General features: G+C 62.8%; 30 protein-coding genes. 11 read left to right on the top strand and 19 right to left on the bottom strand.

Annotated elements, in window-relative coordinates; translation table 11 throughout:
* Positions 1-163: 163 nt before the first annotated feature.
* Entirely contained in the window at positions 164-1,843 is a 1,680-nt protein-coding gene (locus ACNAOV_RS03025; RefSeq protein WP_416517907.1) for a peptide ABC transporter substrate-binding protein, read from the bottom strand.
* 136 nt (positions 1,844-1,979) lie between these two features.
* The gene (locus tag ACNAOV_RS03020) at positions 1,980-2,945 is read right to left on the bottom strand and encodes a tyrosine recombinase XerC (RefSeq protein ID WP_416517906.1); all 966 of its coding nucleotides are present in this window, start codon (positions 2,943-2,945) and stop codon (positions 1,980-1,982) included.
* 71 nt (positions 2,946-3,016) lie between these two features.
* Between ACNAOV_RS03020 and ACNAOV_RS03015 the strand changes: the two genes are divergently transcribed.
* Positions 3,017-3,289: a DUF6725 family protein gene (locus tag ACNAOV_RS03015; RefSeq protein ID WP_416518137.1), complete on the top strand. Its 273-nt coding sequence runs from the start codon at positions 3,017-3,019 to the stop codon at positions 3,287-3,289.
* On the opposite strand, the gene ACNAOV_RS03010 is transcribed toward ACNAOV_RS03015, so the two are convergent.
* From ACNAOV_RS03010 to msrB, 13 genes are all read right to left on the bottom strand, one after another.
* Positions 3,279-4,316 (bottom strand): prephenate dehydrogenase, encoded by a 1,038-nt coding sequence (locus tag ACNAOV_RS03010; protein WP_416518136.1) that lies wholly within the window; start codon positions 4,314-4,316, stop codon positions 3,279-3,281. The two genes, ACNAOV_RS03015 and ACNAOV_RS03010, sit on opposite strands and share 11 nt — an antisense overlap.
* Before the next feature lie 65 nt (positions 4,317-4,381).
* On the bottom strand, positions 4,382-5,368 hold the full coding sequence (locus ACNAOV_RS03005) for a prephenate dehydratase domain-containing protein (RefSeq protein ID WP_416517905.1): 987 nt from the start codon (positions 5,366-5,368) through the stop codon (positions 4,382-4,384).
* Positions 5,365-5,829 carry an alcohol dehydrogenase gene (locus ACNAOV_RS03000; protein WP_416517904.1) on the bottom strand — a complete coding sequence of 155 codons (465 nt, stop codon included), beginning with the start codon at positions 5,827-5,829 and terminating at the stop codon, positions 5,365-5,367. The genes ACNAOV_RS03005 and ACNAOV_RS03000 overlap by 4 nt, the downstream gene beginning before the upstream one ends.
* 71 nt (positions 5,830-5,900) lie before the next feature.
* Complete coding sequence (gene typA / locus ACNAOV_RS02995; RefSeq protein WP_198205934.1) at positions 5,901-7,820, bottom strand: translational GTPase TypA; 1,920 nt, start codon at positions 7,818-7,820, stop codon at positions 5,901-5,903.
* 114 nt (positions 7,821-7,934) lie between these two features.
* Complete coding sequence (gene scpB / locus ACNAOV_RS02990; RefSeq protein WP_416517903.1) at positions 7,935-8,597, bottom strand: SMC-Scp complex subunit ScpB; 663 nt, start codon at positions 8,595-8,597, stop codon at positions 7,935-7,937.
* On the bottom strand, positions 8,594-9,397 hold the full coding sequence (locus tag ACNAOV_RS02985) for a segregation and condensation protein A (protein WP_416517902.1): 804 nt from the start codon (positions 9,395-9,397) through the stop codon (positions 8,594-8,596). Before ACNAOV_RS02985 ends, scpB begins: the two co-directional genes overlap by 4 nt.
* Positions 9,394-10,233, bottom strand: coding sequence for a ParA family protein (locus ACNAOV_RS02980; protein ID WP_029677993.1), 840 nt, complete (start codon positions 10,231-10,233; stop codon positions 9,394-9,396). The genes ACNAOV_RS02985 and ACNAOV_RS02980 overlap by 4 nt, the downstream gene beginning before the upstream one ends.
* Before the next feature lie 45 nt (positions 10,234-10,278).
* Positions 10,279-11,208 carry a site-specific tyrosine recombinase XerD gene (gene xerD, locus ACNAOV_RS02975; protein ID WP_416517901.1) on the bottom strand — a complete coding sequence of 310 codons (930 nt, stop codon included), beginning with the start codon at positions 11,206-11,208 and terminating at the stop codon, positions 10,279-10,281.
* Positions 11,209-11,316: 108 nt separating this feature from the next.
* Complete coding sequence (locus tag ACNAOV_RS02970) at positions 11,317-12,903, bottom strand: spermidine synthase (protein WP_416517900.1); 1,587 nt, start codon at positions 12,901-12,903, stop codon at positions 11,317-11,319.
* 273 nt (positions 12,904-13,176) lie between these two features.
* A complete protein-coding gene (gene rplT, locus ACNAOV_RS02965) occupies positions 13,177-13,560 on the bottom strand; it encodes a 50S ribosomal protein L20 (RefSeq protein WP_110451910.1) in 384 nt (127 codons plus the stop codon).
* Positions 13,561-13,608: 48 nt separating this feature from the next.
* A complete protein-coding gene (gene rpmI / locus ACNAOV_RS02960; RefSeq protein ID WP_015021617.1) occupies positions 13,609-13,803 on the bottom strand; it encodes a 50S ribosomal protein L35 in 195 nt (64 codons plus the stop codon).
* The gene (gene infC, locus ACNAOV_RS02955) at positions 13,784-14,455 is read right to left on the bottom strand and encodes a translation initiation factor IF-3 (protein ID WP_029676114.1); all 672 of its coding nucleotides are present in this window, start codon (positions 14,453-14,455) and stop codon (positions 13,784-13,786) included. Before infC ends, rpmI begins: the two co-directional genes overlap by 20 nt.
* Positions 14,456-14,693: 238 nt before the next feature.
* Positions 14,694-15,671 (bottom strand): peptide-methionine (R)-S-oxide reductase MsrB, encoded by a 978-nt coding sequence (msrB, locus tag ACNAOV_RS02950; RefSeq protein ID WP_416517899.1) that lies wholly within the window; start codon positions 15,669-15,671, stop codon positions 14,694-14,696.
* Between the two features lie 171 nt (positions 15,672-15,842).
* On the opposite strand from msrB, the gene ACNAOV_RS02945 reads away from it, so the two are divergent.
* The 5 genes from ACNAOV_RS02945 (at position 15,843) to gap (ending at position 19,414) form a co-directional block, all read left to right on the top strand.
* Positions 15,843-16,580 (top strand): AzlC family ABC transporter permease, encoded by a 738-nt coding sequence (locus tag ACNAOV_RS02945; RefSeq protein WP_416517898.1) that lies wholly within the window; start codon positions 15,843-15,845, stop codon positions 16,578-16,580.
* Entirely contained in the window at positions 16,577-16,933 is a 357-nt protein-coding gene (locus ACNAOV_RS02940; protein WP_416517897.1) for a branched-chain amino acid transporter permease, read from the top strand. The genes ACNAOV_RS02945 and ACNAOV_RS02940 overlap by 4 nt, the downstream gene beginning before the upstream one ends.
* Before the next feature lie 41 nt (positions 16,934-16,974).
* On the top strand, positions 16,975-17,724 hold the full coding sequence (locus ACNAOV_RS02935; RefSeq protein ID WP_416517896.1) for a thiamine diphosphokinase: 750 nt from the start codon (positions 16,975-16,977) through the stop codon (positions 17,722-17,724).
* Positions 17,725-17,764: 40 nt separating this feature from the next.
* The gene (locus ACNAOV_RS02930; RefSeq protein ID WP_416517895.1) at positions 17,765-18,169 is read left to right on the top strand and encodes an arsenate reductase family protein; all 405 of its coding nucleotides are present in this window, start codon (positions 17,765-17,767) and stop codon (positions 18,167-18,169) included.
* A 189-nt stretch (positions 18,170-18,358) separates the two neighbouring features.
* A complete protein-coding gene (gene gap / locus ACNAOV_RS02925) occupies positions 18,359-19,414 on the top strand; it encodes a type I glyceraldehyde-3-phosphate dehydrogenase (protein ID WP_154313394.1) in 1,056 nt (351 codons plus the stop codon).
* Positions 19,415-19,487: 73 nt separating this feature from the next.
* On the opposite strand, the gene ACNAOV_RS02920 is transcribed toward gap, so the two are convergent.
* A complete protein-coding gene (locus ACNAOV_RS02920) occupies positions 19,488-20,084 on the bottom strand; it encodes a DedA family protein (protein WP_416517894.1) in 597 nt (198 codons plus the stop codon).
* Positions 20,085-20,160: 76 nt separating this feature from the next.
* On the opposite strand from ACNAOV_RS02920, the gene ybaK reads away from it, so the two are divergent.
* On the top strand, positions 20,161-20,667 hold the full coding sequence (gene ybaK / locus ACNAOV_RS02915; RefSeq protein WP_416517893.1) for a Cys-tRNA(Pro) deacylase: 507 nt from the start codon (positions 20,161-20,163) through the stop codon (positions 20,665-20,667).
* A 20-nt stretch (positions 20,668-20,687) separates the two neighbouring features.
* On the opposite strand, the gene ACNAOV_RS02910 is transcribed toward ybaK, so the two are convergent.
* A complete protein-coding gene (locus tag ACNAOV_RS02910) occupies positions 20,688-21,770 on the bottom strand; it encodes a 4-hydroxy-3-methylbut-2-enyl diphosphate reductase (protein ID WP_416517892.1) in 1,083 nt (360 codons plus the stop codon).
* Between the two features lie 172 nt (positions 21,771-21,942).
* Between ACNAOV_RS02910 and ACNAOV_RS02905 the strand changes: the two genes are divergently transcribed.
* Both ACNAOV_RS02905 and ACNAOV_RS02900 read left to right on the top strand, forming a co-directional pair.
* Positions 21,943-22,911: an aldose 1-epimerase family protein gene (locus tag ACNAOV_RS02905; protein WP_416517891.1), complete on the top strand. Its 969-nt coding sequence runs from the start codon at positions 21,943-21,945 to the stop codon at positions 22,909-22,911.
* Between the two features lie 96 nt (positions 22,912-23,007).
* Positions 23,008-23,082: a 50S ribosomal protein bL37 gene (locus ACNAOV_RS02900; protein WP_099327425.1), complete on the top strand. Its 75-nt coding sequence runs from the start codon at positions 23,008-23,010 to the stop codon at positions 23,080-23,082.
* A gap of 158 nt (positions 23,083-23,240) precedes the next feature.
* Here ACNAOV_RS02900 and ACNAOV_RS02895 read toward each other — a convergent pair whose 3' ends face one another.
* On the bottom strand, positions 23,241-23,528 hold the full coding sequence (locus ACNAOV_RS02895; protein ID WP_416517890.1) for a hypothetical protein: 288 nt from the start codon (positions 23,526-23,528) through the stop codon (positions 23,241-23,243).
* 39 nt (positions 23,529-23,567) lie between these two features.
* Positions 23,568-24,188, bottom strand: a complete 621-nt coding sequence (locus tag ACNAOV_RS02890) for a sigma-70 family RNA polymerase sigma factor (protein ID WP_416518135.1) — start codon at positions 24,186-24,188, stop codon at positions 23,568-23,570.
* A gap of 153 nt (positions 24,189-24,341) precedes the next feature.
* Here ACNAOV_RS02890 and ACNAOV_RS02885 point away from each other — a divergent pair, with 153 nt between their 5' ends.
* Positions 24,342-25,100 (top strand): exonuclease domain-containing protein, encoded by a 759-nt coding sequence (locus tag ACNAOV_RS02885; protein ID WP_416517889.1) that lies wholly within the window; start codon positions 24,342-24,344, stop codon positions 25,098-25,100.
* Positions 25,101-25,277: 177 nt separating this feature from the next.
* Positions 25,278-26,846, top strand: coding sequence for a UDP-N-acetylmuramoyl-L-alanyl-D-glutamate--2,6-diaminopimelate ligase (locus ACNAOV_RS02880; RefSeq protein WP_416517888.1), 1,569 nt, complete (start codon positions 25,278-25,280; stop codon positions 26,844-26,846).
* The last annotated feature ends 22 nt before the right edge of the window (positions 26,847-26,868 follow it).

Below are 26,868 nucleotides of genomic sequence, written 5' to 3'. Positions count from 1 at the left end.
CTGAGTGTCAACCTCACGTCTATGGCCAGGAACACTGGGATGACCGAACCTCAAGGATCCCTGACTGACGTGTAAGCCACATTACGCCATATTCTGGTACGAAGATGTTTCGTAAAGCAAGTCTCATCTCATTTGCCGGTCTCAGACCAGCAGCTGCTTGACATCACTGGTCCTTGGAAAGCTCCGCGAAAATCGGGTAACCGTCCCAGCCCAGACGCATCCCATGGACCTTCTTGGCGGAGGCACCATTGTTGGTGGGGTTGTAGAGCGGCACAGCCGGCATGTCCTGCAGAAGGATCTCCTCGGCCTGCTGGAAGAACTTGTTGGCTTCATTGGTGTCCTTGGCCTTGGCAGCCTGCTTCAGCAACGCATCGAACTTGGGATTCTTGTAATCGCCGTCGTTGGACCCGTTGCCATCGGCCGCAGAGCTGGCGAAGTTGCTCATCAGATAGCTCTCAGGAGAGGGGTAGTCCGGCGACCAGGAGGATCTGAAGGCCGCACCGTTGTAGAGGCGCTTTTTGATGTTGCCACGGAACTCGCTGAAGGTGGGCACAGGAGTGGCCTCGGCCTTGATACCGAGCGTGTTCTTGATGGAATTGGCCATGCCGTCATAGAAATCCTTGGAGCCGCCATCGGCGTTGTAGAGCATCCGGAAGCTCCTGTCAGCCGGCCACTGGCTGATGGCATCGGCCTTGGCCCAGTACTCCTTGGCCTTCTTGGCGTTGAATTTGATGTTGTCCGAACCCTTGAGGTTCTTGGCATAGCCCGGGATTGTCGGCGCAGTGAAGTCGGTGGGCTGCACACCCAGACCGCCCAGAACCTTGTCGATCAGCATCTTGCGGTCCAGAGCCATGGAGATGGCCTGACGACGCAGGTGGCCCTCCTGATCCTGACCGAAGTGCTCCATGGTGGTCGGGATGGTGAACATCTGCAGGACGGAACCAGGCTTGTTGTAGCCCTGAACCATGCTGTCGGTCATGAAAGTCTTGACAGCAGAGGTGGGAATTCTGTCAATCACATCCAGGTTGCCCGCCTGCACATCGGAATAGGCCGAACCCATGTCAGTGTAGACCTTGTAGTCAATGCCGCCGTTCTGGACCTTGACCTCCCCGCCGTAATCACTGTTCTTGCGGAGCTTGACCATGGCGTTGTGCTGCCAGGACTCAAACTTGTAGGGACCCGAGCTGACCGGGTTCTCCCCATAGGCCTTGGGATCCTTGTAGAAGGACTCAGGCAGCGGCGCGAAGGCGCTATAGCCCACCTGGATGGGGAAGGTGGACGAGGGCGAGCTGAGGTCCACAGTGAAGGTCTTGTCATCGATGACCTTCAATCCGGAGAACTGGGCATCCGCAGATACACCCTGCTTCTGCAGGTCATCAAAGCCTTTGATATTGGCGAAGAAGCTGGCATTCAGCTGGCCGTTGTTCACATTGGCTGCCCAGGACCAGGCCCTGGTGAAGGACTTGGCGGTGATGGGAGTGCCGTCCGAGAACCTGCGCCCGTCAGCCAGGGTGATCCTGTACTGGGACATGTCATCGTTCCCTTTTATCTCCGAGGCCAGATCATTGTGGGCCTTGCCCTGGTCGTCAAAGCGAATCAGCCTGGAGTTGATGGCATCAACAACCTGCCCGCCGCAGCTCTCCGCTGTACCGCTGGGAATGAGCGGTTGGGCCGGCTCGCATCCGTGGACCGAAACCAAGACGTTGCTGCTGGACTGACCGCTGGACGATTGCTCGGTACCTTCGGTGTTGGTACCGCTGCTGCCACTGCCGCAGCCGCTGGCCAAGAGCGCCAAGGTGCAGATGGTCGCGGATACGAGCGTAAGCTGTGAACCCTTTTTCATTGCTGCTGCTCCCTTTAGCCGGTCCTCATTCTCGCGCATACACTTCGAGGTTCCTGGACTGACGTGTAGGCTGCGATAGGCCATATTCTGGTACCAGGATGTTTCACAGGACAAGTCTCGTCTCACTTGCCGAATCTCAGGCCCTTGGAAAAGCCTGCTTGTACCGTGCCCGCAGCTGCTCGATGGATACGTGGGTGTAGCGCTGGGTGGTTCGCAAGGAGGAGTGACCCAGCATCTCCTGAACCTCGCGCAGATCTGCTCCCCCATCCAGCATATGCGTGGCAGCCGAGTGCCGCAGGGCATGGGGGGCAATGTCGGGCACCCCGGCCTGACCGGCCGCCTGGTGGACCACCTTGCGGACCTGACGCTGGCCAATCCTGCCGCCGAGCTGACCAAGGAAGAGGGCCCGACCTGCCTTGCGGGCCGATTGGGCCCTTGCACCCGCAAGGACCGGTCGCCCCTCCCCCAGCCAGTGATCCAGGGCACGATCGGCAGGCAGGCCATAGGGCAGAACCCGCTCCTTGGATCCCTTGCCCAGAACCTTTACGGTACGGCTGTGCCTGTTCACGTCATCCAGATCCAGTCCGCAGAGCTCGGCCACACGCATGCCCGTGGCGTACAGCAGCTCCAGCATGGCCGCGTCCCGCACCTGCAGGGCCGCTTGAACTTCCTCATCCTCCCGGGGCTCGACCGGATCCTGGTCGACCGTATCCATCAGAGTGCGGGCCTGGTCATGCGTCAGGATCCGAGGAAGATGCTCGGACTGCTTGGGGCTGCTCAGGGCCAGGGTGGGGTCGGTCTCGATCCGGCCGTGTCGGCTCAGCCAACCGAAGAAGGACCTCAGTGCGGCCGTTTTCCTGGCCATGGTCGAGCGGGCGTGAGTTGCGGCTTCGTGAGCCAGCCAGGATCTGATGGTGGCAAGGTCGATCTGTGCGGGATCATCGATGCCATGCAGGTGCATCAGGTGCAGGAAGCCCGCCAGGTCGGCCCGGTAGGAACGCACGGTGTTGGGACTCTTGCCTGCCACCCGGGAAAGATAGTCGGTAAAGTCCTGCAAATCCTGGTCCACTACGGGCGCTCCCTTCGCTTGACTGTGTTGCATGTGCAATACAGTCTAGGCGCTTACACCCTCGTCGCAGCCGCAGGCGATACTGACCCAGGAGGTGGATGGCCATGCGTTTGCCAGCAACCATACCCGCCGGAGCACGGCTGGTAGTCAGGATTGCCCTGGGGTCGGACCCGGATGACGGAAGGCCCAAGTTCCGCGACTACGTGGGCCATGTGGTCGACTGGGACGGACATCGGCTGATCCTGGACAGGGACCCGGCGGCCAATGGGTCGCGTCCCGGGGAGCGCGTGACCCTTCAGGCGGCAGACATGGTGGCGCTGAAGCCGGTTCCGGAACGCCGTTCGCCCCGGCCGGACCCTCCCGGTCTCAATCGATGACCGGCGGGTGCAGCACCCGGGCCCGACTGGTGGTCAAGAAGGCCGAGACCTGCTCCCCGCGCAGGGCCGAATCCAACAGCTCCTGCCGCCAGTTGCCCTCCTGCGGATCCAGTTCCAAATCAGTGGTGGACATCTGCTCCTGGTCGCCCAAGGCAGCCTTGTAGCGCCGGAAGGGATCCGCCTGAAGGAAGAAGTCCCGACGCTTTTCGTCGGCCTCCGACCCTTGGTCCCGCAAGAGGGAAGCCATGCCCTGCAGATTCTTGACCAAGGCATCCAGAAGGTCGGCCACCTGGTGGGCGTTCTCCTCCACCATGGCCCGGGTCCGCTCAGGATCGGTCAGGGCCACACGGGTCATATCCCGCCAGGATCCGGCCGCCAAGGCCGAGGCCACACGACGGTCAGGCGACCTTGTCAGCATGTTGGCCAGGGCGGTGGCCACCACATGGGGCATGTGCGAGATCAGTGCCGCAGCCCGGTCATGGGTGGCATCATCCAGGGCTATCAGCCGGTTGCCCAGCCCCTGGGTGACCATGTCGGCCACAGTCAGGAAGCGGCTGTAGTCCGTATGCTCATCTATGCAGAGGGCCCAGAGAGCATCCTCCAGCATGGCCGGGTCCGAGTCCTCGTATCCGGAGCCCTCGCTGCCGGCCATGGGATGGGCGCCTACATAACGATCCGCCAGACCGGCCTGTTCGACCTGCCTGCGGACCGGACCCTTGACGCTGCCCACGTCGGTCAGGGTGGTGCCAGGGGTCAGCACCGGAGCCAGGACCTGGAGCACGTCGGGCATGGCACGCAAGGGAGTGGCCAGAACCAGCACATCTGCCTTGCCCTTGGCCAGCTCCTCCAGAGTGTCCACGCAGTGAATCCCCTGGCTGCGGGCCTGCTCATAGGGGCGGTCATTATGGTTCCATGCGATCACGAACCGACCCCGGGCGGCCAGGCGACGGGCCAACGATCCGCCGATCAGACCCAGCCCAGCCACGGCAATCTTATGGGCCGAGGTCAGCACCGGCGAGGCGGCCATGCCCGCCATGGGGTGCATATGCTCGGGCCCTGACAGGTCCATGTGCGGGAAGGGCGTGGATTCGTCTACCATAACAACTCCTTGTTGATCGTCTCGGAATCGGGGTCCTCGCCCCGGAAGGCCCCCGCCCTGGGCAGCATCCATTCACGGATGGGGGGCGCCGGATGCGGGGTGCGCGGATGGACCGCCAGGGTCTTGAGCCAGTCCCCCCTTTCCAGCAGGTCGGCCAGCACCTGATGCAGACCCTTCTGCCATGGTGCGGCGTCGATGCTGGCTACGAAGCTGTAGGTCCCGTCGTGCCCCTTGATGGGCCGGGACATGAACGAGGTCATGTTCAGGCCCGCATCGCGCAGGCGGTCCAGCAGGTTGGCCAGCACGCCCGGCCCGGTATTCAGGGGAATGAAGGTGACGATGGACTCGAAATCCCCACCCGGCGCCAGGCGGTGTGCCAGCCCGGCGGCCTGATCCCGGGGAGCCAGCATAAGAAAGTCGGTGCGGGCCCCCTGATAGTCCTGAACCTCACGCCGGTAGGTCTTCAGTCCGTAAAGGCTCCCGCAGATGCGCGGACCCAGAGCCACCTGATCGGGGCCCAGATCACGGCAGGCCGCAGCGTTGGAGTTGGCCGTCACCGGATTCAGGCCGGTCTCTTTGATGAAACCCTTGCACTGGGCCAGTCCATGAGGGTGGGCACCCACCTGGCGCAGGGGGCCATGGTCGGCCCGGACGAAGGCATCGAAGATGATGGGCAGGCGGACCATGCCGAAACCCGCTACCGATTCAGCGTCGATCAGGGCATCCATGTTGGGCACCACATGCCCCTCCACGTTGTTCTCCCAGGCCAGCACCCCCCAGCCTCGGCCCTCCTCCACGGCAGCCACAATGGCGGCCGCATCCGTGCAGGACCTCAGATTCGCCTGGCAGCCCAGCCTTGTCTCCATGAGGTTGGCGGCCTCAAGGGCGGCCTGATGGGTGAAGGTCCCCTCGGGACCCAGGAAGTGCAAGGAAACCCGCTCGGGCACAGTCGCCGGTGATTCTGAAGCAGCCTGGCTCATGCGGATCGCCCATGACGACGCAGGGGACCGTCAGCAAACCAGGAGGCCGGCAGGCAGATGGCCAGGGTCTGGATAAGGACCAGTCCACCCATCCAGAGGAAGACCGCATACTTGGCAAAGAATGTGGGGAAGTTGGCGTAGGGCATGAGCACATCACCGCCCGGCCCTCGCATGGAGAGCAGCCAGACCGTGACCGTCGAGGCCACCAGATGCAGGGCCAGACCCATGGTGCCGCTGTCGCAACGGACCCACCAGGAGGCCAGAGCCACCAGCAGATAGGCCAGGAGCATCCCCCAGGGCAGACCCTGGGCGGCCCCGGAACGCTGGACCAGGGTTCCCAGCACGCCAACAGCCAGACCGATGGGCAGTCCCAGCAGGCAGCGGACGAGACTTGCCTTGCCAGACTCCCCCGTCGAATGGGAGGCGGCCTGGTCCTTGGATTTGGAAACCTGAGACTTCATGGGTTCAAGACTAGTCCGACCCGGTCACCGTGGGGCGGCCGGGTCGGACTGTTCAGATTGTGAGAGAAGGCTTACTTCTTGTTGGCCCTGCGCTGGCGGGCGTTCCACTTGTACCAGGCATCCCTGTCCAGGATGATCTTGCGCACGCGGATGGACTCGGGCGTCACCTCCACGCACTCGTCATCGTTGGCGAAGTCCAGGGACTCCTCCAGGCTCATGTCGATGGGCGGGGTCAGGGTCTCCAGCACGTCGGCGGTGGAGGAACGCATGTTGGTCATGTGCTTCTCCAGGGTGATGTTGATGTCCAGGTCGCCGGGCTTGTTGTTGATGCCCACGATCTGCCCCTCGTAGACGGGCGATTGGGGCTTGACGAAGAACTCGCCGCGGGCCTGGAGCTTCTGCATGGCGTAGGGGCTGGCCTTGCCGGAGCGGTCGGAGACCATGGACCCGTTCTGCCGGGTCTTGATGTCCCCCGCCCAGGGGGCATAGCCGGCGGAAATCGACGAAGAGATGCCGGTGCCGCGGGTGGCGGTCAGCAGGGCGGTGCGGAAGCCCAGGAGGCCACGGGAGGGCACGGTGAACTGCATCCTGACCCAGCCGGAGCCATGGTTGGTCATGGTCTCCATACGGCCCTTGCGATCGGCCATGAGCTGGGTGACAGCACCCATATACTCCTCGGGCACGTCGATGGTGTCGGACTCCATGGGCTCCTGAAGCTTGCCGTCCACGGTCTTGGTGACCACCTGGGGGCGGCCCACGGTCAGCTCGTAGCCCTCGCGGCGCATCTGCTCGGCCAGGATGGCCAGGGCCAGCTCGCCACGGCCCTGGACCTCCCAAGCGTCAGGGCGGTCGGTGGGCAACACCTTGATGGAGACGTTGCCGATCAGCTCCCGGTCCAGACGGTCCTTGAGCATACGGGCGGTCAGCTTGTGATCCTTGCCCTCGGTGCCGGCCAGGGGCGAATCGTTGGTGCCGAAGGTCATGGAGACAGCCGGGTCGTCCACGTGGATCAGAGGCAAGGGGCGGGGATCGTCCTGGTCGACGATGGTCTCGCCGATCATGATGTCTTCCACACCTGCCACAGCCACGATGTCTCCGGGGCCGGCCTCATCCACCGGGAAGCGCTGCAGGCCCTTGGTCCGCAGGATCTCGGTCAGTTTGAAGTTCTCGATGGACCCGTCCACGCGCGACAGACCATACTGGCGGCCCTTGGTCAGGGTGCCGTTGTAGATGCGCACCAGGCCCAGACGGCCCAGGTAGTCGGAGGCGTCGATGTTGGTCACGTGGGCCTGCAGGGGGGCGCCTTCCTCGTACTCCGGGGCGGGGATGTTGTTCAGGATGGCCTCGAAGAGGGGCTCCAGATCGTCGTTGTCGGGCACAGCGCCGTCGGCGGGCTGATTGACGGAGGCCTTGCCGGCCTTGGCTGCACAGTAAATCACCGGCAGGTCCAGGAGGGAATCCAGATCCAGATCCACTCCCTCCTCGCTCACATCCTGGGCCAGACCCAGGAGTAGATCGGTGGACTCGGAGACCACCTCGGAGATGCGGGCATCGGGACGGTCGGTCTTGTTGATGACCAAAATGACGGGCAGCTTGGCCTCCAGGGCCTTGCGCAGGACGAAGCGGGTCTGGGGCAGGGGTCCCTCGGAGGCGTCCACCAGCAGCACCACGCCGTCGACCATGGAGATGCCGCGCTCCACCTCGCCGCCGAAGTCAGCGTGGCCGGGGGTGTCCACCACATTGATGGTGATGCCGTCGGGCTGGCCCAGTTTGGCAGCCAGGGGGCCTGTGTACTTGACGGCGGTGTTCTTGGCCAGGATGGTGATGCCCTTCTCCTTCTCCAGGTCGTTGGAGTCCATGACCCGGTCGGGCACCTCCTCCCGCTCGGAGAAGACGTGCGACTGCTGCAGCATGGCGTTGACCAGGGTGGTCTTGCCGTGGTCAACGTGTGCCACAATCGCCACATTTCGTATATCGCCGCGTACCGCCATCAAAACCTCATTCTCGTGAATGCTATCCATGCCTCCACCGGCCTGACTGCCGGTTGGCGTGGTCCAGGAATTGGACAAACAGAGACAAGTGTAACCGCCTTGTGTGACAGGCGATCACTGTTCCTCGCCCTGGGGCGAACCCTGGGTCGGATCCGGGGACTGAAGTTGCCCGGACAGCTCCTCATGTGCTTGGGCCAGAGCCGAATCCTCGTCGGGCAGGAAGGGAGCCAGGGAGGGCAGATCCTCCAGGGATTGCAGACCCATCCGTTCAAGGAAAAGGTCAGTGGTGACCAGCAGGGCGGCATGGGTCTGCTCGTCCAGGCCCTCCTCGCGAACCAGGCCGCGCACCAGCAGGGCCCGGATGACTCCGTCCGAATTGACCCCGCGAATCTGACCCACCTGGGCACGGGTCATGGGCTGGCGGTAGGCCACGATGGCCAAGGCCTCCAGGGCCGCCTGGGAGAGCCGTGCCGTCTGGCCGTCCTTGACGAAGGCCGCCACCACGGGCTGGTAGGCAGCCCGGCTGGTCAGCTGCCAGCCCCGGGCGGTCCGACGCAGTTCGAACCCTCGGTCGCCATAGGACTCGGCCAGCGATTCCAGGGCGGCATTGACCGGGCCCGGATCCACGGCCAGCACCCGGGAGAAATCCTCTGCAGTCAGAGGCCGGTCCGTGGCCACCAGAATGGCCTCCAGACAGGCGGCCAGTCCACCGGGAAAGTCCTGCACGTCGAAGTCCACATATTCGGGACGGGTATCGGGAGCCGAGGATTGGCTCATGCGAAGTCCCCCTCACTGATCAAGGCCGTTTCCGGCTCCTGTGTCGGCCCAACCCAGCGCAGGTAGAGCGGCTGGTAGGGGCCATCCTGACGGTACTGGATCAGCTCCTGCCGAAAGAAGATCAGCACCGCCAGGAATCGGGCCACCACCTGAGCCCGACCCTTGGAGGAGGCAACCAGATCGGCGAAGGCCACCGGCTGACCAGGCTCTGCCAGCAGGGCCCGGCGAACCTGATCGGCCTCCTTGTTCAGGTCGACCAAGGGCACGTGCAGCTGGTCCAGCCTAACTTCTGAGGCCGGAGCGTTGACCAGGGCGTTGGCGCAGAGCAGGGCCAGATCCTCCGGCTTCAAGGTCCAGACCAGATCAGGTAGCAAATGAGCCAGCTGGGGCTCCAGATGGCCGGGGTGTGGGTAGCGGCCCGAGTTGGCGGCCAGCCTGGCTCGAAAGTCCTGCCCCGCCTGCTTGAAGGCCCGGTACTGCAGGAGCCTGGCAAAGAGCAGATCACGCTCCCGGAGGGCATCCATGGAGGCCTGGTCGCGCATGGATTCGTCCTCCACAGGCAGGAGGGCAGCGCTCTTGGCCTCCACCAGAACCGAGGCCACATCCAGGAAAGCGCTGGCCTGGTCCAGGCCCTGGCTGAAGTCCAGGGTGCGCACATAGTCCAGAAATTCCCCGGTGATGGATGCCAGAGAGACCTCCGTCAGCGAGAGCTTTCGGTTGGCCAGCATGCCCAACAGCAGGTCAAAGGGTCCCTGGTAGACATCCAGATCGACGGCGAAGCCGTCCGCTGATCCGCTCACGCCACGATGCCGCGGGCAATCAGCTCCCGGGCGACCTCCCGATACTCCTTGGCGGTCTTGTGCTCGGGGGCGAACATGGTGATGGGCTCACCGGCCACCGTGGCGTCGGGCAGCTTGATGGACCGGCTGATGATGGAGTGCAGGACCTTGTCCTTGAAAGCCTCGTATATGCGCTGAAGCACCTCATCCGAATGCAGGGTCTTGGTGTACATGGTGACCAGTACTCCGTAAACCTGCAGGTCGGGGTTGATGCGGCTGCGGACCTTCTCTATGGATTGCATGAGCAGGGCCACGCCGCGCAGGGCGAAGAACTCGGCCGCCACGGGAATGATGACCCCGTCCGCGGCGGTCAGCGCGTTGACGGTCAGCAGACCGAGCGAGGGCTGGCAGTCGATGATGATGGCGTCATACTCCTGCCGCAAGGGCCGGATGGTGGCCGCCAGGGCCTGTTCCCTGCCGACCTCGGTGACCAGCTGAATCTCGGCGGCTGACAGATCGATGTTGGCCGGGATGATGTCCAGACCGTCAAAACGGGTGTGCCGGACCACCTCGTGAACATCCAGGGAGGTGTCGAACATGGCGGTGTAAATGGTGTTGTCCACGCTGTTGGCATTGATGCCCAGACCCACGGTGGCCGCACCCTGGGGGTCAAAGTCCACGATCAGCACCCGTCGCCCATACTGGCACATGGCCCCAGCGATGTTGATCGATGAGGTGGTCTTGCCCACGCCGCCCTTCTGGTTGCACATGGCGAGGACACGGGCCGGGCCGTGCTGTTTCAAAGGCTCCGGGGCAGCGAACGTCTCATACTCGCGCCCTAACAAATCCGTAGGCATGCCTCTACCCTATCAAGTTTCCGAGCGGATTCGCGGGTTGGCGGGTCAGCGAGCGCGAGGATGGGCCGTCTGGTAGGTCTCCATCAGGGCCTGGGGGCTGACGTGTGTATAGATTTGCGTCGTGGTCACCGAAGCGTGGCCCAGCAACTCCTGGACCGAACGCACATCGGCGCCTCCCTCCAGCAGATGAGTGGCGAAGGAGTGCCGCAGGGTGTGGGGGTGCAGGGGCCTGTTCAATCCCGCCCGGCGGCCGGCATCCCTGACCACCTGCCAGACCGTCTGCCTGGTCAGCCGCTTGCCCCGCTTGTTGAGGAAGACGGCCCGCAGCTCCCTGCCCTTGGTGGCCCGATTACACAGGCTGGACCGCCCCAGATTCAAGTAGGTCTGCATGGCCTGGCAGGCGTAGGAGCCCATGGGCACCAGACGCTGCTTGTCGCCCTTGCCGGTCAGACGGACCACCCGCTCGTGCAGGTCCATGTCCTCAAGGTTGGTGCCGACAGCCTCCGAGACCCGGCAACCGGTGGCGTACATGAATTCCAGCAGGGCCTTGTCCCGCAGGACCACCGGATCCTTGGACCCGCCCATGGCGGCCACATCCAGCAGTCGGGCCACCTGGTCCACGTCCAGCACATCGGGCAGGGCCGAGGTGCCCTTGGGGGCCTTGACGGTACGGGAGACATCCTGGTCGGTCACCCCCTGCTTGAGGGCGAACCGATGCCACTCATGGACGGCGGCCATCCTCCGCGAGCGGCTGGCTGGACTCTCGTCGGCCAGATGGGCAAGAAACCCTTCCACATCGGCGGTCTGAATCTGCTCCAGGCTGGTGATGCCACGGCCGGACAACCAGTTGATGTACATGGTCAGATCGGACTTATAAGCCTTGACCGTGGCGGGGGCAAGACCCCGCTCCAGACCGGTGTAGGCCAGGAACTGATCCAACAATGCGGTCAGCCCCTCCTGATGATCACCGTCCACTACCGCTTAACCTCCGGTTCTCTTCATCAGTGCTGGTCTCAGGCCATAGTCTAACGCTATGCTCCCCTGTTTCCATGCTTCCAACGCGCGTAAGATTGGGGCGAACACTCAGGAGACCTCCCGGATCAGTCCTTGAATCCCCTCCTGCTGAAGAATCCGTCGGTAGGGGCCGGCCTCCCTGTTGATGATGCCGTCGATGGCGTGCATGCCCAGCAGCTCCACCGGCGCATTGTCATCGGTCAATACCCTTCCCTTCGCATCCCCAACCGTGCTCAGGCGGGAGCTGACCTGCTCCATCATCTGGGACAGGTCCGGATTAGGGCTGACCCTGGCGGCAGCCTCCGCCAGCAGATCGGAACCCGGGTAGTCCCTCATCGCCGCCTTCTTGACACCCCCTGTTCCTGAGGAATCATCAGAGGCGGGACGACGCGCAAAGAGCTCGCGATTGGTGGTCTGGGGTACGTCGGCCGTCAGAATGGCATCGGATCCGAAAACACTGGTGATGGTATTGGTCAGGGCTGCATTGATGGACCCCTTACCGTCGTCGATCATGTTCATGTTGACCACTATGACCCCGCCCGGATTCAGGTGCTTCCTGACCAGGTTGAAGAACTCGGTGGAGCTCATCTGGAAGGGTATGGTGATGTCCTGATAGGCATCGACCATGATCAGGTCGTAGCACCGGTGCGTGGCCGCCAGCCAGGCTCGGCCGTCGTATGTGGAAACCGGAATATCGGCGGGCTGATCGAAATATTTGAGGGCCAGACTGCTGATGGACTGGTCGATCTCCACCCCCTGGATGGCCATCCGGGGATAGTACCGCTTCAGCTGCCGGGCGTAAGTTCCGGTCCCCATCCCCAGGATCAGGGCCGAGCGGGCCTGATCGGCCATGAGCGGTGCCGCCAGGGCCGTGTCGTAGTACATGCCGGTCATCCCGGGGTGCTTCATGGTCACCGACTGGACACCGAAGAGCACGTTGGTGGAAAGGATGGTTCTGTCCGCCAGGGTTTTGACCTGCAGGTAGTTGTAGATGGACTCGCCCTCGTAGGCCAGGCCCTTCTCCCAGAAGGCGAACCCCGTCATCGGCGACAGGGCGGCCGAGACCACAAAGGCCACCGTGGCGATCAGGCAGGCCAGACGGTGCACCTGGGAGGAAAGAAAATAGACCAAGGCCACCAGGAGCAGTATCCCGGAGAAGATCAGAAAGGTGACGAAGGTCCCCACGGCCGGGATGGTCACGAAGGTAGGCAGGAAGGTGCCCAGGATGGATCCTGCGGTGTTGCAGGCACTGAGCCGGCCGACCACCGAAGCGTTGTCGTCCAGGGAGTCGGTGGCGCTCTTGACCAGGCCGGGGGTGATGGTGCCCAGGAGGAAGAGGGGCGGAACAAAGATAATCAGGCAGGAGATGAAGGCCGCCAGGACCAGGAAGTTCGTGGAGACGGCCACGATCAGCAGTCCCGAGATCAGGATGATCAGATATTTGCCGACCAGGGGGATCAGGGCGATCCAGACGGCCGCGGCCATGATGCACAGGTAGAGCCTGTCCGGGTCTGGATTCCTGTCGGCCCAGCGGCCGCCGACGACGGCACCCAGGGCCAGGGCGATCATGATGGTCCCGATGATGATGGTCCACACGATCTGGGAGGACGAGAAGTAAGGGGCCAGCAGACGGGAGGCCCCCAACTCTGCGGCCATGACCGCCATCCCCGAGAAAAACTCCGTCACATAGAGAAAAACCCGCGACCTAAGGATAGGGCGCGACTTATTGATTCTGGCTTGCTTGAATCTATCGCTGCTCTGTGATGGACTGGCCTGGCCTGCCGACGCGTCTAGGCTGTGATCATCGTTCATGGCGGCTCCCGGCATCATTGTCGTCAATCAACTTACCGTCCCCCTGAGGAATGGTCAAATATGCAAAGAACCTCGCGAAAGGCGAGGTTCTTGCAATACGGTGTTCAGGTCCGCTGATCAGGCAGCGACCGGAGCGTTCACATCGGCAGGCAGGGCCTTCTTGGCCTCGGCCACGATGGCATTGAAGGTGTCGATGTCGTTGACGGCCAGGTCGGCCAGGGCACGGCGGTCCAGCTCGATCCCCGCCAGGCGCAGCCCCTGGATGAAGCGGTTGTAGGTGATTCCCTGGGCGCGGCATCCGGCGTTGATGCGCTGGATCCACAGCTTGCGGAAGTCGCCCTTGCGGGCCTTGCGGTCCCGGAAGTTGTATGTATATGAATGGAGCAGCTGCTCCTTGGCCTTGCGGTAGAGACGGGAGCGCTGGCCACGGTAGCCTGACGCCCGTTCCAGGACGACCCGACGCTTCTTATGCGCGTTGACTGCCCGCTTGACTCGTGCCATAGATATTCCTCAGCTTTCTAAAATCTCACTCGACGCGACTGCACCCGCTCAGCGGGCCAGCATCCTCTTCATGTTCTTGGACTGGGTCGGAGCGAGCACCTCGTCAGTGGACAGGTGACGACGCTTCTTGGCCGACTTGTGCTCCAGATTGTGGCGCATACCGGTCCCGGCGTGCATGAGCTTGCCCGAACCCGTGGTCCGGACGCGCTTGGATGCGGCGGAGTTACTTTTCATCTTCGGCATTGCTGCCCTCCTTGGATTTCATCTGCTTGGGAGAAGTATTGTTGTCGGCCTTGGCAGCCAGATGGGCCGCCTGACGGGCCTTGCGCTCGGCACGGGCCTGGCCGCCCCGCCGACGCTGCTCGGACTGGGTGTGGACCTTCTTGCCCTTGGGCGAGAGGGTCATGATGATGTTGCGCCCCTCCTGCTTGGGGGCAAACTCGATGGAGCCCAGATCCGCGACGTCGTCAGCCAGCTTGCGCAGGAGCTCCACGCCGCCGATGGGCCGGGACTGCTCGCGCCCACGCAGCATGATGGTGACCTTGACCTTGTCCCCGGCGGACAGGAAGCGGCGCACGTGCCCCTCCTTGACCTCGAAGTCGTGGTCGTCGATCTTCAATCTGAAGCGGATCTCCTTGATCTCCGACATGCTCTGGTTGCGGCGCGCCTCACGAGCCTTGATCTTCTCGTTGTATTTGAACTTGCCGTAATCAATGAGCTTGGCGACCGGAGGCTTGGCCTTGGGCGCAACCTCGACCAGGTCAAGGTTGGCCTCCTTGGCCAGGTTGAGGGCGACGGAGGTCGCAATGATTCCCACCTGCTCGCCGTTGGGCCCGATCAGGCGTACCTGAGACACTCGTATATCGTCGTTAATCCTTGGTTCGTCGCTAATGATGACTCCTTCTCAAATACCACAACATCCACTGCCCAGCGAAGAACCCATAGTTTCGAACATGACTATCGCAGCCGTATGGCAGTGAAACAGCCAATACCTGCACCGTGCATGATGACGGCCGACCGTCACCGGCGCAGGTCGAACCCGAAGCCATGGAAGGCCCCCAGGTGGGATCATCCGCTTTCTTGATTTCTCAAGCCGAGTAGCAGTATAACACAACCCTCAGGACCGGGCCTGGTCAGGCGGCTGCTCGGTCCACCAGGGGCAGATAGTCGCCGTAGCCCTCCTCTTCCATCCGGTTCCGCGGCACGAATCGCAGAGCGGCGGAGTTCATGCAGTAGCGCTGCCCGCCACGGTCGGCCGGACCGTCGTCGAAAACGTGCCCCAGATGGATGCCGGTCTGTGCCGTCCGCACCTCGATCCGAGGCCGACCCAGCAGCTTGTAGTCCTTGCGGTTGACCAGCAGGTCGGGATCGATGGGCTTGGTGAATGCGGGCCAGCCGCATCCGGAATCGTACTTGTCCACGGATGAGAAGAGCGGCTGCCCGCTGACCACGTCCACATAGATGCCGGGGCGGAACTCCCCGTCGTAGGCGTTGGCGAAGGGCCGCTCGGTGGCCGCGTGCTGGGTCACCTCGTAGCTTTCAGGATCCAGGGACCAGATGCGCTCGATGTAGCGCTGGCGGGAGGCGGCGTTGGCAATGGCCTCCAGCGGGATGTGGCAGTATCCGCCGGGGTTCTTGAGCAGGTAGTCCTGGTGGGACTCCTCAGCCGGATAGAAGTTGATCAGGGCCTCCACCTGCACAGCAGGATGACGGCCGGTCCTGCGCTCCAGTTCCTCCAAGGCTCGCCGAAAGACGGGCTCCTCCTGCTCTCGATGCTCGGGGTCCCAGTAGAAGCCGCTTCGATACTGCCGGCCCCGGTCGTTACCCTGCCGATCCACCGAGAAGGGGTCGATCAGATCCAACAGGAGCAGGGTCAGGGTCCGCAGACTGACCGTCTGGGGATCATAGGTCAGCCGCACGCTCTCCACAGCGTCGGTGACACCGCTGCAGACCTGCTCATAGCTGGGGTTGGGCACTGTGGACTGGGCATATCCCACCTGCGTGTCGATGATCCCGTCCACCTCCTGGAAGAACCGCTCGATGCCCCAGAAGCATCCTCCAGCCAGAACGACCGTGGCCGGGTTGTTGGTCGAAATCTTGTTCTTATCCATGATTCCTCCTCGCATACCTCTACCTTTGCTAGGCTCAACAGGAGCCGGAGAGCGCCTATTCCGACCCTGTTACGTCTTGACAGCCTTCTCACATTGTCGACCGGCCTGCCCCTGCGGCGCGAGAGGCGATTATCATATGACCATCTCCAAATCGAAGTCAGGAGGCGGGTCATGCAGCACGAGCAGGAAGAGGCAGACGAAGATGCCAAGGCCTCCGGAACCATCCCGGGCTCCCTGGCTGCGGCCTTCCCACGGACCTTGCCCATCATGGCCGGATTTTTGGTGCTGGGGATCTCCTACGGTTTTCTGATGACCAGCCGTGGATTCCCGGTGATCTACCCGCTGGCCATGAGCGCCCTGATCTACGCCGGGTCCATGGAATTCGTGACCGTGGATCTGCTCTTGTCCACCTTCAATCCTTGGGGTGCGCTGATGCTGACCCTGATGGTCAATGCACGGCACCTCTTCTATGGCCTGGCCATGCTGCCGGTCTTTCGAGGGACAGGCCGGAAGAAGCCCTACCTGATCTTCGGCATGTGTGATGAGACCTTCGCTCTGGAGTCCGCCGATCCTCATCCTGCCGGAACCGACAAGGGCTGGTACCTCTTCTTCGTCACCCTGCTCAACCAGATCTACTGGGTGGGCGGCGCGACCCTGGGTGCCGTGCTGGGCAACCTGGCGAACTTCGACACCAGGGGGCTGGATTTCGTGCTGACCGCCATGTTCCTGGTGCTCTTCCTGGAGCAGTGGCGACAGGCCGAGGCCCGCCTGCCGGCCCTGATCGGTCTGCTGGCCTCGCTGGTCTGCCTGCTGGTCTTCGGACCCGACCGGTTCATCATCCCGTCCATGGTGGTCATCCTGGCCATCTTCATCCTCTTGGACTTCCACAGCCAAAGGGAGGCCTCATGACCACTGCACAGCAACTAATCACCATAGGCATTGTGGTCCTGGGAACCATGGCCACCAGATTTCTGCCTTTCATAATCTGGCCGGAGGGGCGTCGGCCGCCGGCCCTGGTGACCAGGCTGGGACGCCTGCTGCCCGCCGCCGTCATGGGACTGTTGGTGGTCTATTCGTTAAGGCACACCGACCTGGTGGGAGGCGACCACGGGCTCTATGAAGCCCTGGCTCTGCTGGTCACAGCCCTGGTCCACCTGCGCTGGCGCAACATGATGGTCAGCATCGCCTGCGGCACCCTGACCTACATGGCCCTGGTGCAAGGGTGGCTGATTTTCCTGATCCGTCTGGTTGGTCTGGGATGATGGGGACGCGTCCAATGGGCGAGCGCAGAAAGAAGAATCTTATGCAGGATGACAGTCAGTCTGCTCAGACACTGCTCTGCCGGATCTGGGGCGCCGGACAGTACTTCGGTGAAGAGACTGCACACGGCGGACAGGCCCTGGTCATCGCTGCGGACGGAGGACTGGAGCCGGCCCTGGAGCACGGGGACGAGCCGGACCTGGTTGTGGGCGACTTCGACTCCCTGCCCGCTGGCAGCAGAAAGCTGCGGACAGACATCCCCCGCCGGGTCCTGCCCGCCGAAAAGGACGACACGGACCTGCTGGCCGCAGTCAAGGCGGGCTGGCAGCGCGGCTGCCAACGATTCCTTATATACGGCGGACTAGGCGGGCGTATGGACCACACGCTGGCCAACCTGAACCTGATCCATCTGATTGCAGCCAGCGGGGGCCGGGCTGAACTCTGGGGCCAGGGGATGCTGGTCACGGCACTTGGCCCCGGAAGCCTGGACTTCCCCGCCTGGGACTGCCCGCCCAGGTCCATGGTCTCCGTCCTAGCTGCCGACGACCAGGCCCTGGGCGTGGTCGAGCAGGGCCTCAAATACCAGACGGACGGCATGACCATGACCAACCAGCAGGTGACCGGCGTCAGCAACGAGTTCCTGCCCGGCAGGCCCGCACACATAGCCTTGAAACAAGGAACCGTGTTCGTCACCTACCCCACCTCGGCGCCCGCGCCGGTCTGGAGCACCAGCCTGGTGCCCAAGGCCGACCTAGGCTCCCTGGAAACCCGGCCCTCCCGACGACTGGCCTGAGCCTCGTTTGACTGGAAACCCCACTTGGAAAGGAAAATTTATGACAGCAACACCTACAGCCGAGCACCCGCTCTTCATCTGCTACAACCGCTGCTCCACCTGCGCCAAGGCCCGCACCTGGCTGCGTGACCACAATGTGGACTTCACCGAGAGAGACATCAAGGGTGACCACCCCACCCAGGAGGAACTGACCGAATGGCTGAACATGAGCGGCCTGCCCGTTCGGCGATTCTTCAACACCTCGGGTCAGGCCTATCGCAGCCAGGGCCTGAGCAAGCGCCTGCCGCAGATGGATACGGAGCAGGCGCTGCAGCTGCTGTCCACCGACGGCATGCTGGTCAAACGCCCCATCCTGCTGGATGGCCGGCATGTCCTGGTCGGATTCCGTCAGCAGGAGTGGGAGAATTGGCTGGCCGATACGAACGAAAATTCTCACAATTCCTGATCGTTTTGTTGCGCAAACAAACAACAAAATCTACCATTTTTTTTGTTCGTTTTTTCCTCGGCACAACCCGCGTAATCGCTTGCTATAAGTACACAGGTTTCTATAAACTATGAGATGTTATCAGTAATCGGCCATATACGGTCCGGTAATTTTTGTGCTGTATACGGCCAATCTCCAAGGGAGAATTGAATGACAGTAAAGATTGGCATCAACGGATTCGGACGTATCGGTCGTCTGGCCTTCCGGCGCATCTTTGAGCTCCAGGCCCGTGGCGGTGACGCCTCCAACATCGAGGTTGCCGCCATCAACGATCTGACCACCCCGGCCATTCTGGCCTATCTGCTCAAGTACGACAGCACCCAGGGCACCTTCCGGCACGACGACGGAACCAATGTTTCGGTCACCTCCACCGACACCGCCATCGTGGTGGACGGCAAGGAGATCCCGGTCTACGCCGAGAAGGATGCCAACAACATCCCCTGGGTCAAGAACGACGGCGTGGACTACGTGCTGGAGTGCACCGGCTTCTACACCTCTTCCGAGAAGTCCCAGGCCCACCTGAACGCCGGGGCCAAGAAGGTTCTGATCTCCGCTCCCGCCAAGGACGACACCACGCCCACCGTGGTCTACGGCGTCAACGAGAAGACCTTGAAGCCTTCCGACAAGATCATCTCCGCCGGATCCTGCACCACCGGCTCCCTGGCCGCCATGGTCAAGATGCTGGATGACAACTTCGGCATCCGCATCGGCTACATGACCACCATCCACGCCTACACCGGCTCCCAGATGCTGCTGGACGGCCCCAAGGGCAACAAGCCGCGCAACACCCGCGCCGCCGCCATCAACACCATCGAGCACTCCACCGGTGCCGCCAAGGCCATCGGCAAGGTCGTTCCCTCCGTTGACGGCAAGCTGCAGGGCCATGCACAGCGTGTGGCCGTTCCCTCCGGCTCCGTCACCGAGCTGACCTGCGTCCTGGACAAGAAGGTCACTGTCGACGAGATCAACGACGCCGCCAAGAAGGCCTTCGAGGGCAAGGACTACTTCGGCTACAACGACGAGGGCATCGTCTCCTCCGACGTGATCGGCGACACCCACGGTGGCATCTTCGATCCCACGCAGACCGATGTCAACACCTATGGTGACGACCAGCTGGTCCGCACCGTTGCCTTCTATGACAACGAGTACGGCTTCACCAGCAACATGATCCGCACCCTGCTCTACTTCGCCGAACTGGGCGACTGAGCATCCGACCGGTTCCTCCGGCCATAGCGATTTCGGGGTCCGTTCCCTACGGGGGCGGGCCCCTTGCTTATAATCAGCGCCTCCGGGTGAGCGCCCGCATGGCCAGGTCGCAGACCAGGCCGACGACCATGCCCGCCAGAAAGCCGATGGCCATGACGGCCAGAGGGTTGTTTTCCAGCCAAGAGGCGGCCAGATACCCCAAGGTCCACATGTATATGGACCAGAGCAGACCGGCCAGTGCAGCCAGGGGCAGGTAACGGTTCAGCGGATACCGCGCCGCGCCGGCCGTCAGATTGACCACGGTCCGGCCCGAGGGAACGAAGCGCGAGGCCAGTGTGAAGAATCCGCCTCCCTGCAGCAGGGCCCGGTGGGCCCATGAGGTCACAGCCTTGCCTGCGGCGCCACGGAAGACGGCCAGCCGATTCAGCGGGACCAGCCGCCCCAGCCCATAGGTGCAGGCATCGCCGCCCGCGAAGGCCAGGGCGCATACCAGAAAGACCAGGACGGGCAGGGGTCGCCCCGAGGCCCGAAAGGCCGAAGCCGTGGCCAAAACCATAAGCTCCGTGGGTATGGGGATGATCAGGGCATCCAGGAAGGCGGCCAGGAAAAGCACGGCCAGCCCCCAGCCGCCCGTCACAGCATCGAGCAGCCAGGCATTGACAGCAGTCATGGACTACCCTTTCCGCGCAATGGCACCAAAGACACCCCTCAGCCTACCTGAACGGTCAGTACCTTAGCATGGAGTCATGAGCAAGAAGAAGCGGGCAGACTCGGATGCCGCGACTCCGGCCATGGCCCAGCTGGAGCGTCTGGGGGTTCCCTTCACGATCCACGAGTATCAACACAATGCGGACCACATGGACCAGGGGTACGGCATCGAGGCCGCCAAAAAGCTGGGCCTGGACCCGCGCACGGTCTACAAAACCCTGATGGCCGACACGGGCAAGGAACGGGTCATCGGCATAGTACCGGTGACCGGCCACCTGAATCTCAAGCACCTGGCGGCCGCCGTGGGAGCCAAGAAGGCCCGCATGGCCGACAAGGCCCAGGCCGAACGAGAGAGCGGATACGTCCTGGGCGGCATCTCGCCCTTCGGCCAGCGCACCCAACACGTGACCGTGCTGGACCAGGACGCATTGGAGTTCGAGACTATCATGGTCTCCGGCGGCAAGCGCGGCATCAGCCTTGGGCTGGACCCTCGGGATCTGATCCGTGTCCTCAAGGCCAAGACCGCACCTCTAGCCACTGACTGAGGAATCCTGAGCGCTGGAGCTTAGCTCTGGGGCTGTGAAACCTGTGGAACCTTCCTGGATGCCCGTGCCGAGCGCAGGGCGGCGGGCAGGACGAAGTGCATATGCTCGTCGACTGCTCGTTCCCGGGTCACCTGGGTGAACCCTCGGGAGGCCAGGGTCTCCAGCACCCCCTGAACCAGATTTTCGGGAACCGAAGCACCCGAGGTGAGTCCTACCGAATCCATGCCCTGCAGCCAGGTCGGGTCCAGCTCGCCAGCATCGTCGACTCGGTGAGCCCTCCGCTGGCCCTGACCGGGGAAACGCGCATCCAGGGCCTGACGGGCCACCTCGACCAAACGCACCGAATTGGAGGAGTTGGCCGACCCCACCACAATCATGCAGTCCGCCTGGCCGGCCACCAGCTTGACCGCCTGCTGCCTGTTCTGGGTGGCGTAGCAGATGTCCGAGCCCGGCGGCTCCTGGATCCAGGGAAAGCGTCGGCGCAGGGCTGCAGCCAGGTCGGCGGTCTCATCAAGGCTCAGAGTGGTCTGGGTCAGCATGACCAGCGGCGTGTCGGGTCCGAAGTCCAAAGCCTCAATATCGGCCTCATGCTCCACCAGGTAAACCCGGTCCGGGGCCTCCCCCATGACTCCGATAGCCTCGTCATGCCCCCGATGGCCTATGTAGATAATCGAGTAGCCGTCGCGAACGAAGCGCTGGACCTCGCGGTGGACCTTGCTGACCAGAGGGCATGAGGCATCAACCACGCGCATCCCGCGTCGCTGGGCCTCCTTGACGACCGAGGGAGCGATTCCATGGGCCGAGAAGACCACAGGTACCCCGGCACGGACGGCCTGGTCGGGAATCTGGTCCAGCTCATCCACGAACACGGCCCCTCGCCGGGACAGGTCCTCGACCACATGCCGGTTGTGAACTATCTGCCGGCGCACGTAGACCGGGGGCAGACCCTGATTCTGGTGGGGATTGTCCGCCTCCAGGATGGTCTGCACAGTCTGGATGGCACGGTCCACCCCCGCGCAGAACCCACGCGGATCAGCCAGGATGACCCGCCCCTGCCCCTGTGGGGTCGGCTGTTCGCACACAGTGGTCCGAAATCCTGCCACTACCGCTCCTTATCGATGTCAATCCGGACGGTTCCGGACAATGCAAGTTCATGGTAGAAAGCCGGAGAGCACCCCGGTAGTCCATCCGCCACTTTTTCACCAAGAAGCCAAGACCACCCAGGCGCTAGGATGGTGGCGTACCAAGCATCAACGGCACTATGGAAGTGGGAGCATGCATACGAACGAGATGATGGGCGGGGCCGTGCCCCGGACAGGACAGCAGTACAGCATCCGTCATGGGGACTACGAGGCGGTGGTGACCGAGCTGGGAGCCATCCTGCGCGTCCTGAAATACCGGGGAAAGGACCTGCTGGCCTCATTCGACCCGGATGGAACCGTACCCTGCAGCAATGGGAACGTGCTGGTCCCCTTCCCCAACCGGATCGAGGACGGCACCTACGAATTCCAGGGCCACACCTACACCCTGCCCATCGACGAGCACGACCGGAACACCGCCATTCACGGGTACGGATACCGGGCCTACTGGCGGCTGCAAGCCCTGACCGAGGACTCCGTCAGCCTCTCCTGGCGGGTGCCGGACATGGGCGGATACCCCTTCGACGTAGTGGTCACCGTCACCTACACCCTGGGCGACCAGGGGCTGACCATGACCACCCGTGCCCTGAACCTGGGCGATGAGGCCGCACCCTGGGCCTTCGGCATCCACCCCTGGCTGGCCAATGGCAAGCAGGGCGCCGGTGACCAGATTCAGAAGGACAACGCCCCCTGCACCCTGTCCATCCCCTGCCGCACCCACGTGGTGGTAGATCCGGACAGACTGCTGCCCACCGGCACCGAACCCGTCCAGGGGCGGACCGATCTGCGCCAGGGTCCTGTGCTGGGCGAGGATGCGAACTTCGACGATGCCTGGACCGATGTGGAGCGGGACGACGACGGCACCTGCTCGGCCTGGTTCACCCGGCCGGACGGCATCCGCATTCAGCTCTGGGGCGATGAGACCATCACTTCCTGGCAGGTCTGCACGGGGACCGGCTTCGACGCGGGCATGCGCCCGGCCGGAGTTGCCGTGGAACCCATGACGGCCTATGCCAACGCCTTCAGAACCGGCCGGAACCTGGTCATTCTGCAGCCTGCCGCCATCTATACCACCCAGGTGGGTTACCGGGCACAAGAGGTCTGAGCAGCGTCTGAGCATCCTGGCTGGTCGACAAAGGTCAGCCCGGTGTGCGATAATCGGCAAGGCTTATAGGTTCATCAGTAGCAAAGGAGTCCAATCATGGGCATGCGCGGACGCAAGCGCAGGGATCGCCGCAAGAAGGCCGCCAACCACGGCAAGAGGCCGAACACCTGATCGTCTGCCCCGGCACCAACGGTGCCGGGGTTTTGCATATATGCATAAAAAAAAAAAACCATGGCTGCATGGGCATGACCATGATTCCTGCAATAGCCCGAATAGCCGGACAGAAGCGATGCTCTGTCAAGAAACCGGCTGGGCTTACTTGACTTTGCCTACTTGTCCGTAGTGTGCTCCGGCGTCCCCTGCTCCAGTTCATCCATCTGATCGAACATGTGCCTGAGCCGGTCCAGCAGACAGTCCGGTGCGCATTCGGGACGCAGATACCGGCGCAGCTCCTCGATGACCATGCGCTCCCGATCATCGCAGCAGGATTCCGGATCGAAGCAGTCGCTGGGGTCCACACAGGAGGCATCCTGGTAGATGCGCAGGCTGGTGTGGGTCACCTTGACAGAGCCGCCGCCATCGTAGGCGTAGTGACTCATCTCCACGCGTCCGTCCATGCTCCTGCCCGCTTCCTGATACCCGATCTTCTGGGGCCCTCAGTGCCCCTTGCTGCTGATCTCTTTTTTTATACTAGGCCTGGTCTCAGCAGGTCCATGGCGTTCCGCTGAGGGCTTGCCCGCAGCTCCGTGTTCCTGCTGGTAGCCCCGCTCCTTGGCATACCGCTCCAGCTCCTGGCGCAGCTGCGAGCGCGCACGGTTCAGCCTGCTCATGACCGTGCCGATCTTGATGCCCTCCTCGTCGGCCACCTGCTGGTAGCTCTTGCCGTCGATGGCGGCGTCGATGAAGACTCGCCGGCGTTCCGGACTGAGCCGGTCCAAGGCGGCCATGATCTCCTTGGGAGCGAAGGTCTCCATGTATTCCTGCTCTGCGGATTTGAGCCCCTCGGACCCGTGCTCCGAGGCCGAATAGATGTCCCAGTCGTTGTACTCGCCGGTCGAGTCGTTGGCCCTTTGCGGACGCCGCTTGGCCTTGTGATACTGGTTGAAGTAGGCATTGCGCTCGATGGTGGTCATCCAGGCCTCGAAGTTGCTGCCGGGCTGGAAGCGGTCAAAGGCCTTGAATCCGCGCTCGAAAGTATCCTGGACCAGATCCTGGGCGTCATCCGGGTTGTTGGTCAGGCGCATGGCCTGACGGTAGAGCACATCGACCGCAGGCATGGCCAGAGCCTCGAATTGACGTTTTCTGCTTTCGAGTTCGCTGGTATCTGCCACACCCCTATTGTGCCATCCCCCCTCGCCCGTTGCGGTTCCGACCCGGTCGCGGGCCGGTAGCTCCTCGGTTACCATAATGACGAAGGAGAAATCACTCTTATGGAAAACACCGAGTACACAAGCATGGAGCAGGCGCTTGAGTCCGCCCCGCAGCAGGAGGGATCGACTCGCCTGGGGGATTCCTGGCTTCTGGGGTTCGACACCGAGACCACGGGTACCAGACCGGGCAAGGACGGCATTGTCTCGGCCAGCCTGGTTCTGCGCGACCCGACCAAGGGCTACTCAGGGGATGCAGTAGCCACCTGGGTAGTCAATCCGCACCGGCATATCAGCAAGGGGGCCAGTCGGGTCAACGGGTTCACCGATCAGCAGCTGGCCACCGAGGGCATGGAGCCTGGGCTGGCCACCGAGCAGATGGCCGGACTCATCGCCCGCGCCCAGGACAAGCGCATCCCCCTGCTGGCCTACAACGCCCCCTTCGACGTGCAGATGCTGGACGGGGACATCGCCCGCTGGTGCGCGGGTTCGGTCAAGCCCCTGAGCGAGGGCGATCTGCTGGTGGTGGACCCTCTTGTTCTGGACAGGGAGATCTCCCATCGGTCGGGCCGCCGCAACTTGGGAATGACCAGCGAGTACTACGGCGTCATCCCCCACGGCAACTTCCACAATGCCACGGCGGATACGGTGGCGGCCGTGGACCTGATCAAGCCCATGACCACCCTCTTCCCCCAGGTGGCCCGAATCACCATGGACTCCCTTATGGACTGGCAGCGGCAGGCACAGGCCAAGTGGAGGGACCACTTCAATCAGTACCTGATCTCGCAAGGGCGCCGCCCGGTCACCGACTCCTGGCTCTGACCTTTCATCACTGGGCCCAGTCACTTTCGGTATGGGACCTGAAGCATATGTATATTTTCGGTCAAGGGGTGGCGGGACTCCTCCGTGCCTGCCTGGCCGGGACTATAGACTTGGACCTGGCCTCGACCGGATTGCAGTCGGGCTGAAAGAATCCCATCAGACGAGGAGGAAGACGGCATGGCGCTGACGATGGCTTCGGCCCTGGAGCTGCTGCGCAAACATGATCAGCTGCGCGAGGTAATTCAGGGTGATCGATGGACCTTGGATCAGCCGACGAATCACTCTTCGCTCAAGCCCTTCACCGACGTCACCTACGACACCCGCCAGGCGGGACCCGGCAGTCTGCTCTTCTGCAAGGGACATTTCCTGCCCGAGTACATGGATGCCTGTGGTCCCGAAGGTCCGGCGGCCTACGTGGCCCAGCAGGACCTGTCCGCCCACACCAGCGCCCCGGGAATCATCGTCAATGACGTGCGCAAGTCCATGAGCCTGCTCTCGGCCGCCTTCTACGGCTATCCGCAGAACCAGCTGACCCTGGTGGGGATCACCGGCACCAAGGGCAAGACCACCACCGCCTACTATCTGCACGCCATACTGGGCGAACTCTCTGGAGGTCGGGCGGCCCTGTTCTCTTCTGTGGACAACTGCCTGGACGGCCGCCACTATGTAGAATCCCAGCTGACCACACCCGAGTCGCTGGACCTCTTCCGCATGATGCGCCAGGCAGTGGATGCCGGCATGCGCTACCTGGTCATGGAAGTCTCCTCCCAGGCCTACAAGGTGGATCGCGTCTACGGACTGACCTTTGACCTAGGGGCTTTCCTGAACATCTCCCCCGATCACGTCAGCCCCATGGAGCATCCCACCTTCGAGGACTACCTCTACTGCAAGCGCCGCATAGCCTACAACAGCAGACAGCTGGTCATGGGAGCCGACATCCAGAGGGCCGACCTGATCCGCCAGGATGCAAGCGCCGCCGGTATTCCAGTGACCACTTTTGGATTCGGCCAACAAGAGGCCGACTTCGTGGCCCGCAAGGCCCCGGACAAGGGCAACGACTATCTGATCGGCCCCGCCAGCGGTCCCATGACCCCGGTCAGCCTGTCCATAGCCGGTGATTTCAACGCCTTGAACGCCATAGCCGCCTTTGCCATGCTGAACCGGCTGGGGCTGGAACCCGATGCCGATGCCCTCCGCGCCATGGAGAAGATCCGCATCGCCGGCAGGATGGAATGCTTCCAAGCCGACAACCGGATTGCCTATGTCGATTACGCCCATAATTACGCCTCTATGAAGGCCCTTCTGGACTTTGTGGATGAGCGCTACGGCGAGCGTCAGCCTGAGATCACTCTGGTCTGCGGAGCAACCGGCGGCAGGGGTATCGACCGGCGAAAGGGCATCGTCCAGGCAGCCCAGGACCGCGTCAATCGACTCATCCTGACCTCTGACGACGAAAACGAGGAGAGCTCGGAACATGTGGACCGGGAAATGCTGAGTTTCGTCACCAACGCCAACCTGGAGACCAGTATCGTACTGGACAGGACCCAGGCCATCGAACAGGGTCTTGGTCAACCGGGCCAGCCGGGGGATCGTCTGCGGATCATTCTGGTCACCGGCAAGGGCGAGGAGCGCTGGTTCAAGAATCAAGGCCGCCACGTGCCCTACGAGGGCGACGACCATGTAGTGGCACGTCTGCTGGGCACAAAAAGCTACGACCTGGGAGCCACCGGCGCAGCCAAGGTCTGACGATCCCGGCAGGTTCTAAGAT

Origin of the sequence: Bifidobacterium asteroides, assembly GCF_048001765.1 — a bacterium.
Lineage (GTDB): Bacteria > Actinomycetota > Actinomycetes > Actinomycetales > Bifidobacteriaceae > Bombiscardovia > Bombiscardovia asteroides_K.
Note: the sequence above shows the minus strand (reverse complement) of the source record. Positions and strands in the feature narration are given on the sequence as shown.

Bases quoted from the DNA above. Each gene is read 5' to 3' on its own strand.
- ACNAOV_RS03025 (WP_416517907.1), bottom strand. From the start codon at position 1,843: ATGAAAAAGGGTTCACAGCTTACGCTCGTATCCGCGACCATCTGCACC.
- ACNAOV_RS03020 (WP_416517906.1), bottom strand. From the start codon at position 2,945: ATGCAACACAGTCAAGCGAAGGGAGCGCCCGTAGTGGACCAGGATTTG.
- ACNAOV_RS03015 (WP_416518137.1), top strand. From the start codon at position 3,017: ATGCGTTTGCCAGCAACCATACCCGCCGGAGCACGGCTGGTAGTCAGG.
- ACNAOV_RS03010 (WP_416518136.1), bottom strand. From the start codon at position 4,316: ATGGCCGCCTCGCCGGTGCTGACCTCGGCCCATAAGATTGCCGTGGCT.
- ACNAOV_RS03005 (WP_416517905.1), bottom strand. From the start codon at position 5,368: ATGAGCCAGGCTGCTTCAGAATCACCGGCGACTGTGCCCGAGCGGGTT.
- ACNAOV_RS03000 (WP_416517904.1), bottom strand. From the start codon at position 5,829: ATGAAGTCTCAGGTTTCCAAATCCAAGGACCAGGCCGCCTCCCATTCG.
- typA (WP_198205934.1), bottom strand. From the start codon at position 7,820: ATGGCGGTACGCGGCGATATACGAAATGTGGCGATTGTGGCACACGTT.
- scpB (WP_416517903.1), bottom strand. From the start codon at position 8,597: ATGAGCCAATCCTCGGCTCCCGATACCCGTCCCGAATATGTGGACTTC.
- ACNAOV_RS02980 (WP_029677993.1), bottom strand. From the start codon at position 10,233: ATGCCTACGGATTTGTTAGGGCGCGAGTATGAGACGTTCGCTGCCCCG.
- ACNAOV_RS02970 (WP_416517900.1), bottom strand. From the start codon at position 12,903: ATGGCCGCAGAGTTGGGGGCCTCCCGTCTGCTGGCCCCTTACTTCTCG.
- rplT (WP_110451910.1), bottom strand. From the start codon at position 13,560: ATGGCACGAGTCAAGCGGGCAGTCAACGCGCATAAGAAGCGTCGGGTC.
- rpmI (WP_015021617.1), bottom strand. From the start codon at position 13,803: ATGCCGAAGATGAAAAGTAACTCCGCCGCATCCAAGCGCGTCCGGACC.
- msrB (WP_416517899.1), bottom strand. From the start codon at position 15,671: ATGGATAAGAACAAGATTTCGACCAACAACCCGGCCACGGTCGTTCTG.
- ACNAOV_RS02945 (WP_416517898.1), top strand. From the start codon at position 15,843: ATGCAGCACGAGCAGGAAGAGGCAGACGAAGATGCCAAGGCCTCCGGA.
- ACNAOV_RS02940 (WP_416517897.1), top strand. From the start codon at position 16,577: ATGACCACTGCACAGCAACTAATCACCATAGGCATTGTGGTCCTGGGA.
- ACNAOV_RS02935 (WP_416517896.1), top strand. From the start codon at position 16,975: ATGCAGGATGACAGTCAGTCTGCTCAGACACTGCTCTGCCGGATCTGG.
- ACNAOV_RS02930 (WP_416517895.1), top strand. From the start codon at position 17,765: ATGACAGCAACACCTACAGCCGAGCACCCGCTCTTCATCTGCTACAAC.
- gap (WP_154313394.1), top strand. From the start codon at position 18,359: ATGACAGTAAAGATTGGCATCAACGGATTCGGACGTATCGGTCGTCTG.
- ACNAOV_RS02920 (WP_416517894.1), bottom strand. From the start codon at position 20,084: ATGACTGCTGTCAATGCCTGGCTGCTCGATGCTGTGACGGGCGGCTGG.
- ybaK (WP_416517893.1), top strand. From the start codon at position 20,161: ATGAGCAAGAAGAAGCGGGCAGACTCGGATGCCGCGACTCCGGCCATG.
- ACNAOV_RS02905 (WP_416517891.1), top strand. From the start codon at position 21,943: ATGCATACGAACGAGATGATGGGCGGGGCCGTGCCCCGGACAGGACAG.
- ACNAOV_RS02895 (WP_416517890.1), bottom strand. From the start codon at position 23,528: ATGGACGGACGCGTGGAGATGAGTCACTACGCCTACGATGGCGGCGGC.
- ACNAOV_RS02890 (WP_416518135.1), bottom strand. From the start codon at position 24,188: ATGCCTGCGGTCGATGTGCTCTACCGTCAGGCCATGCGCCTGACCAAC.
- ACNAOV_RS02885 (WP_416517889.1), top strand. From the start codon at position 24,342: ATGGAAAACACCGAGTACACAAGCATGGAGCAGGCGCTTGAGTCCGCC.
- ACNAOV_RS02880 (WP_416517888.1), top strand. From the start codon at position 25,278: ATGGCGCTGACGATGGCTTCGGCCCTGGAGCTGCTGCGCAAACATGAT.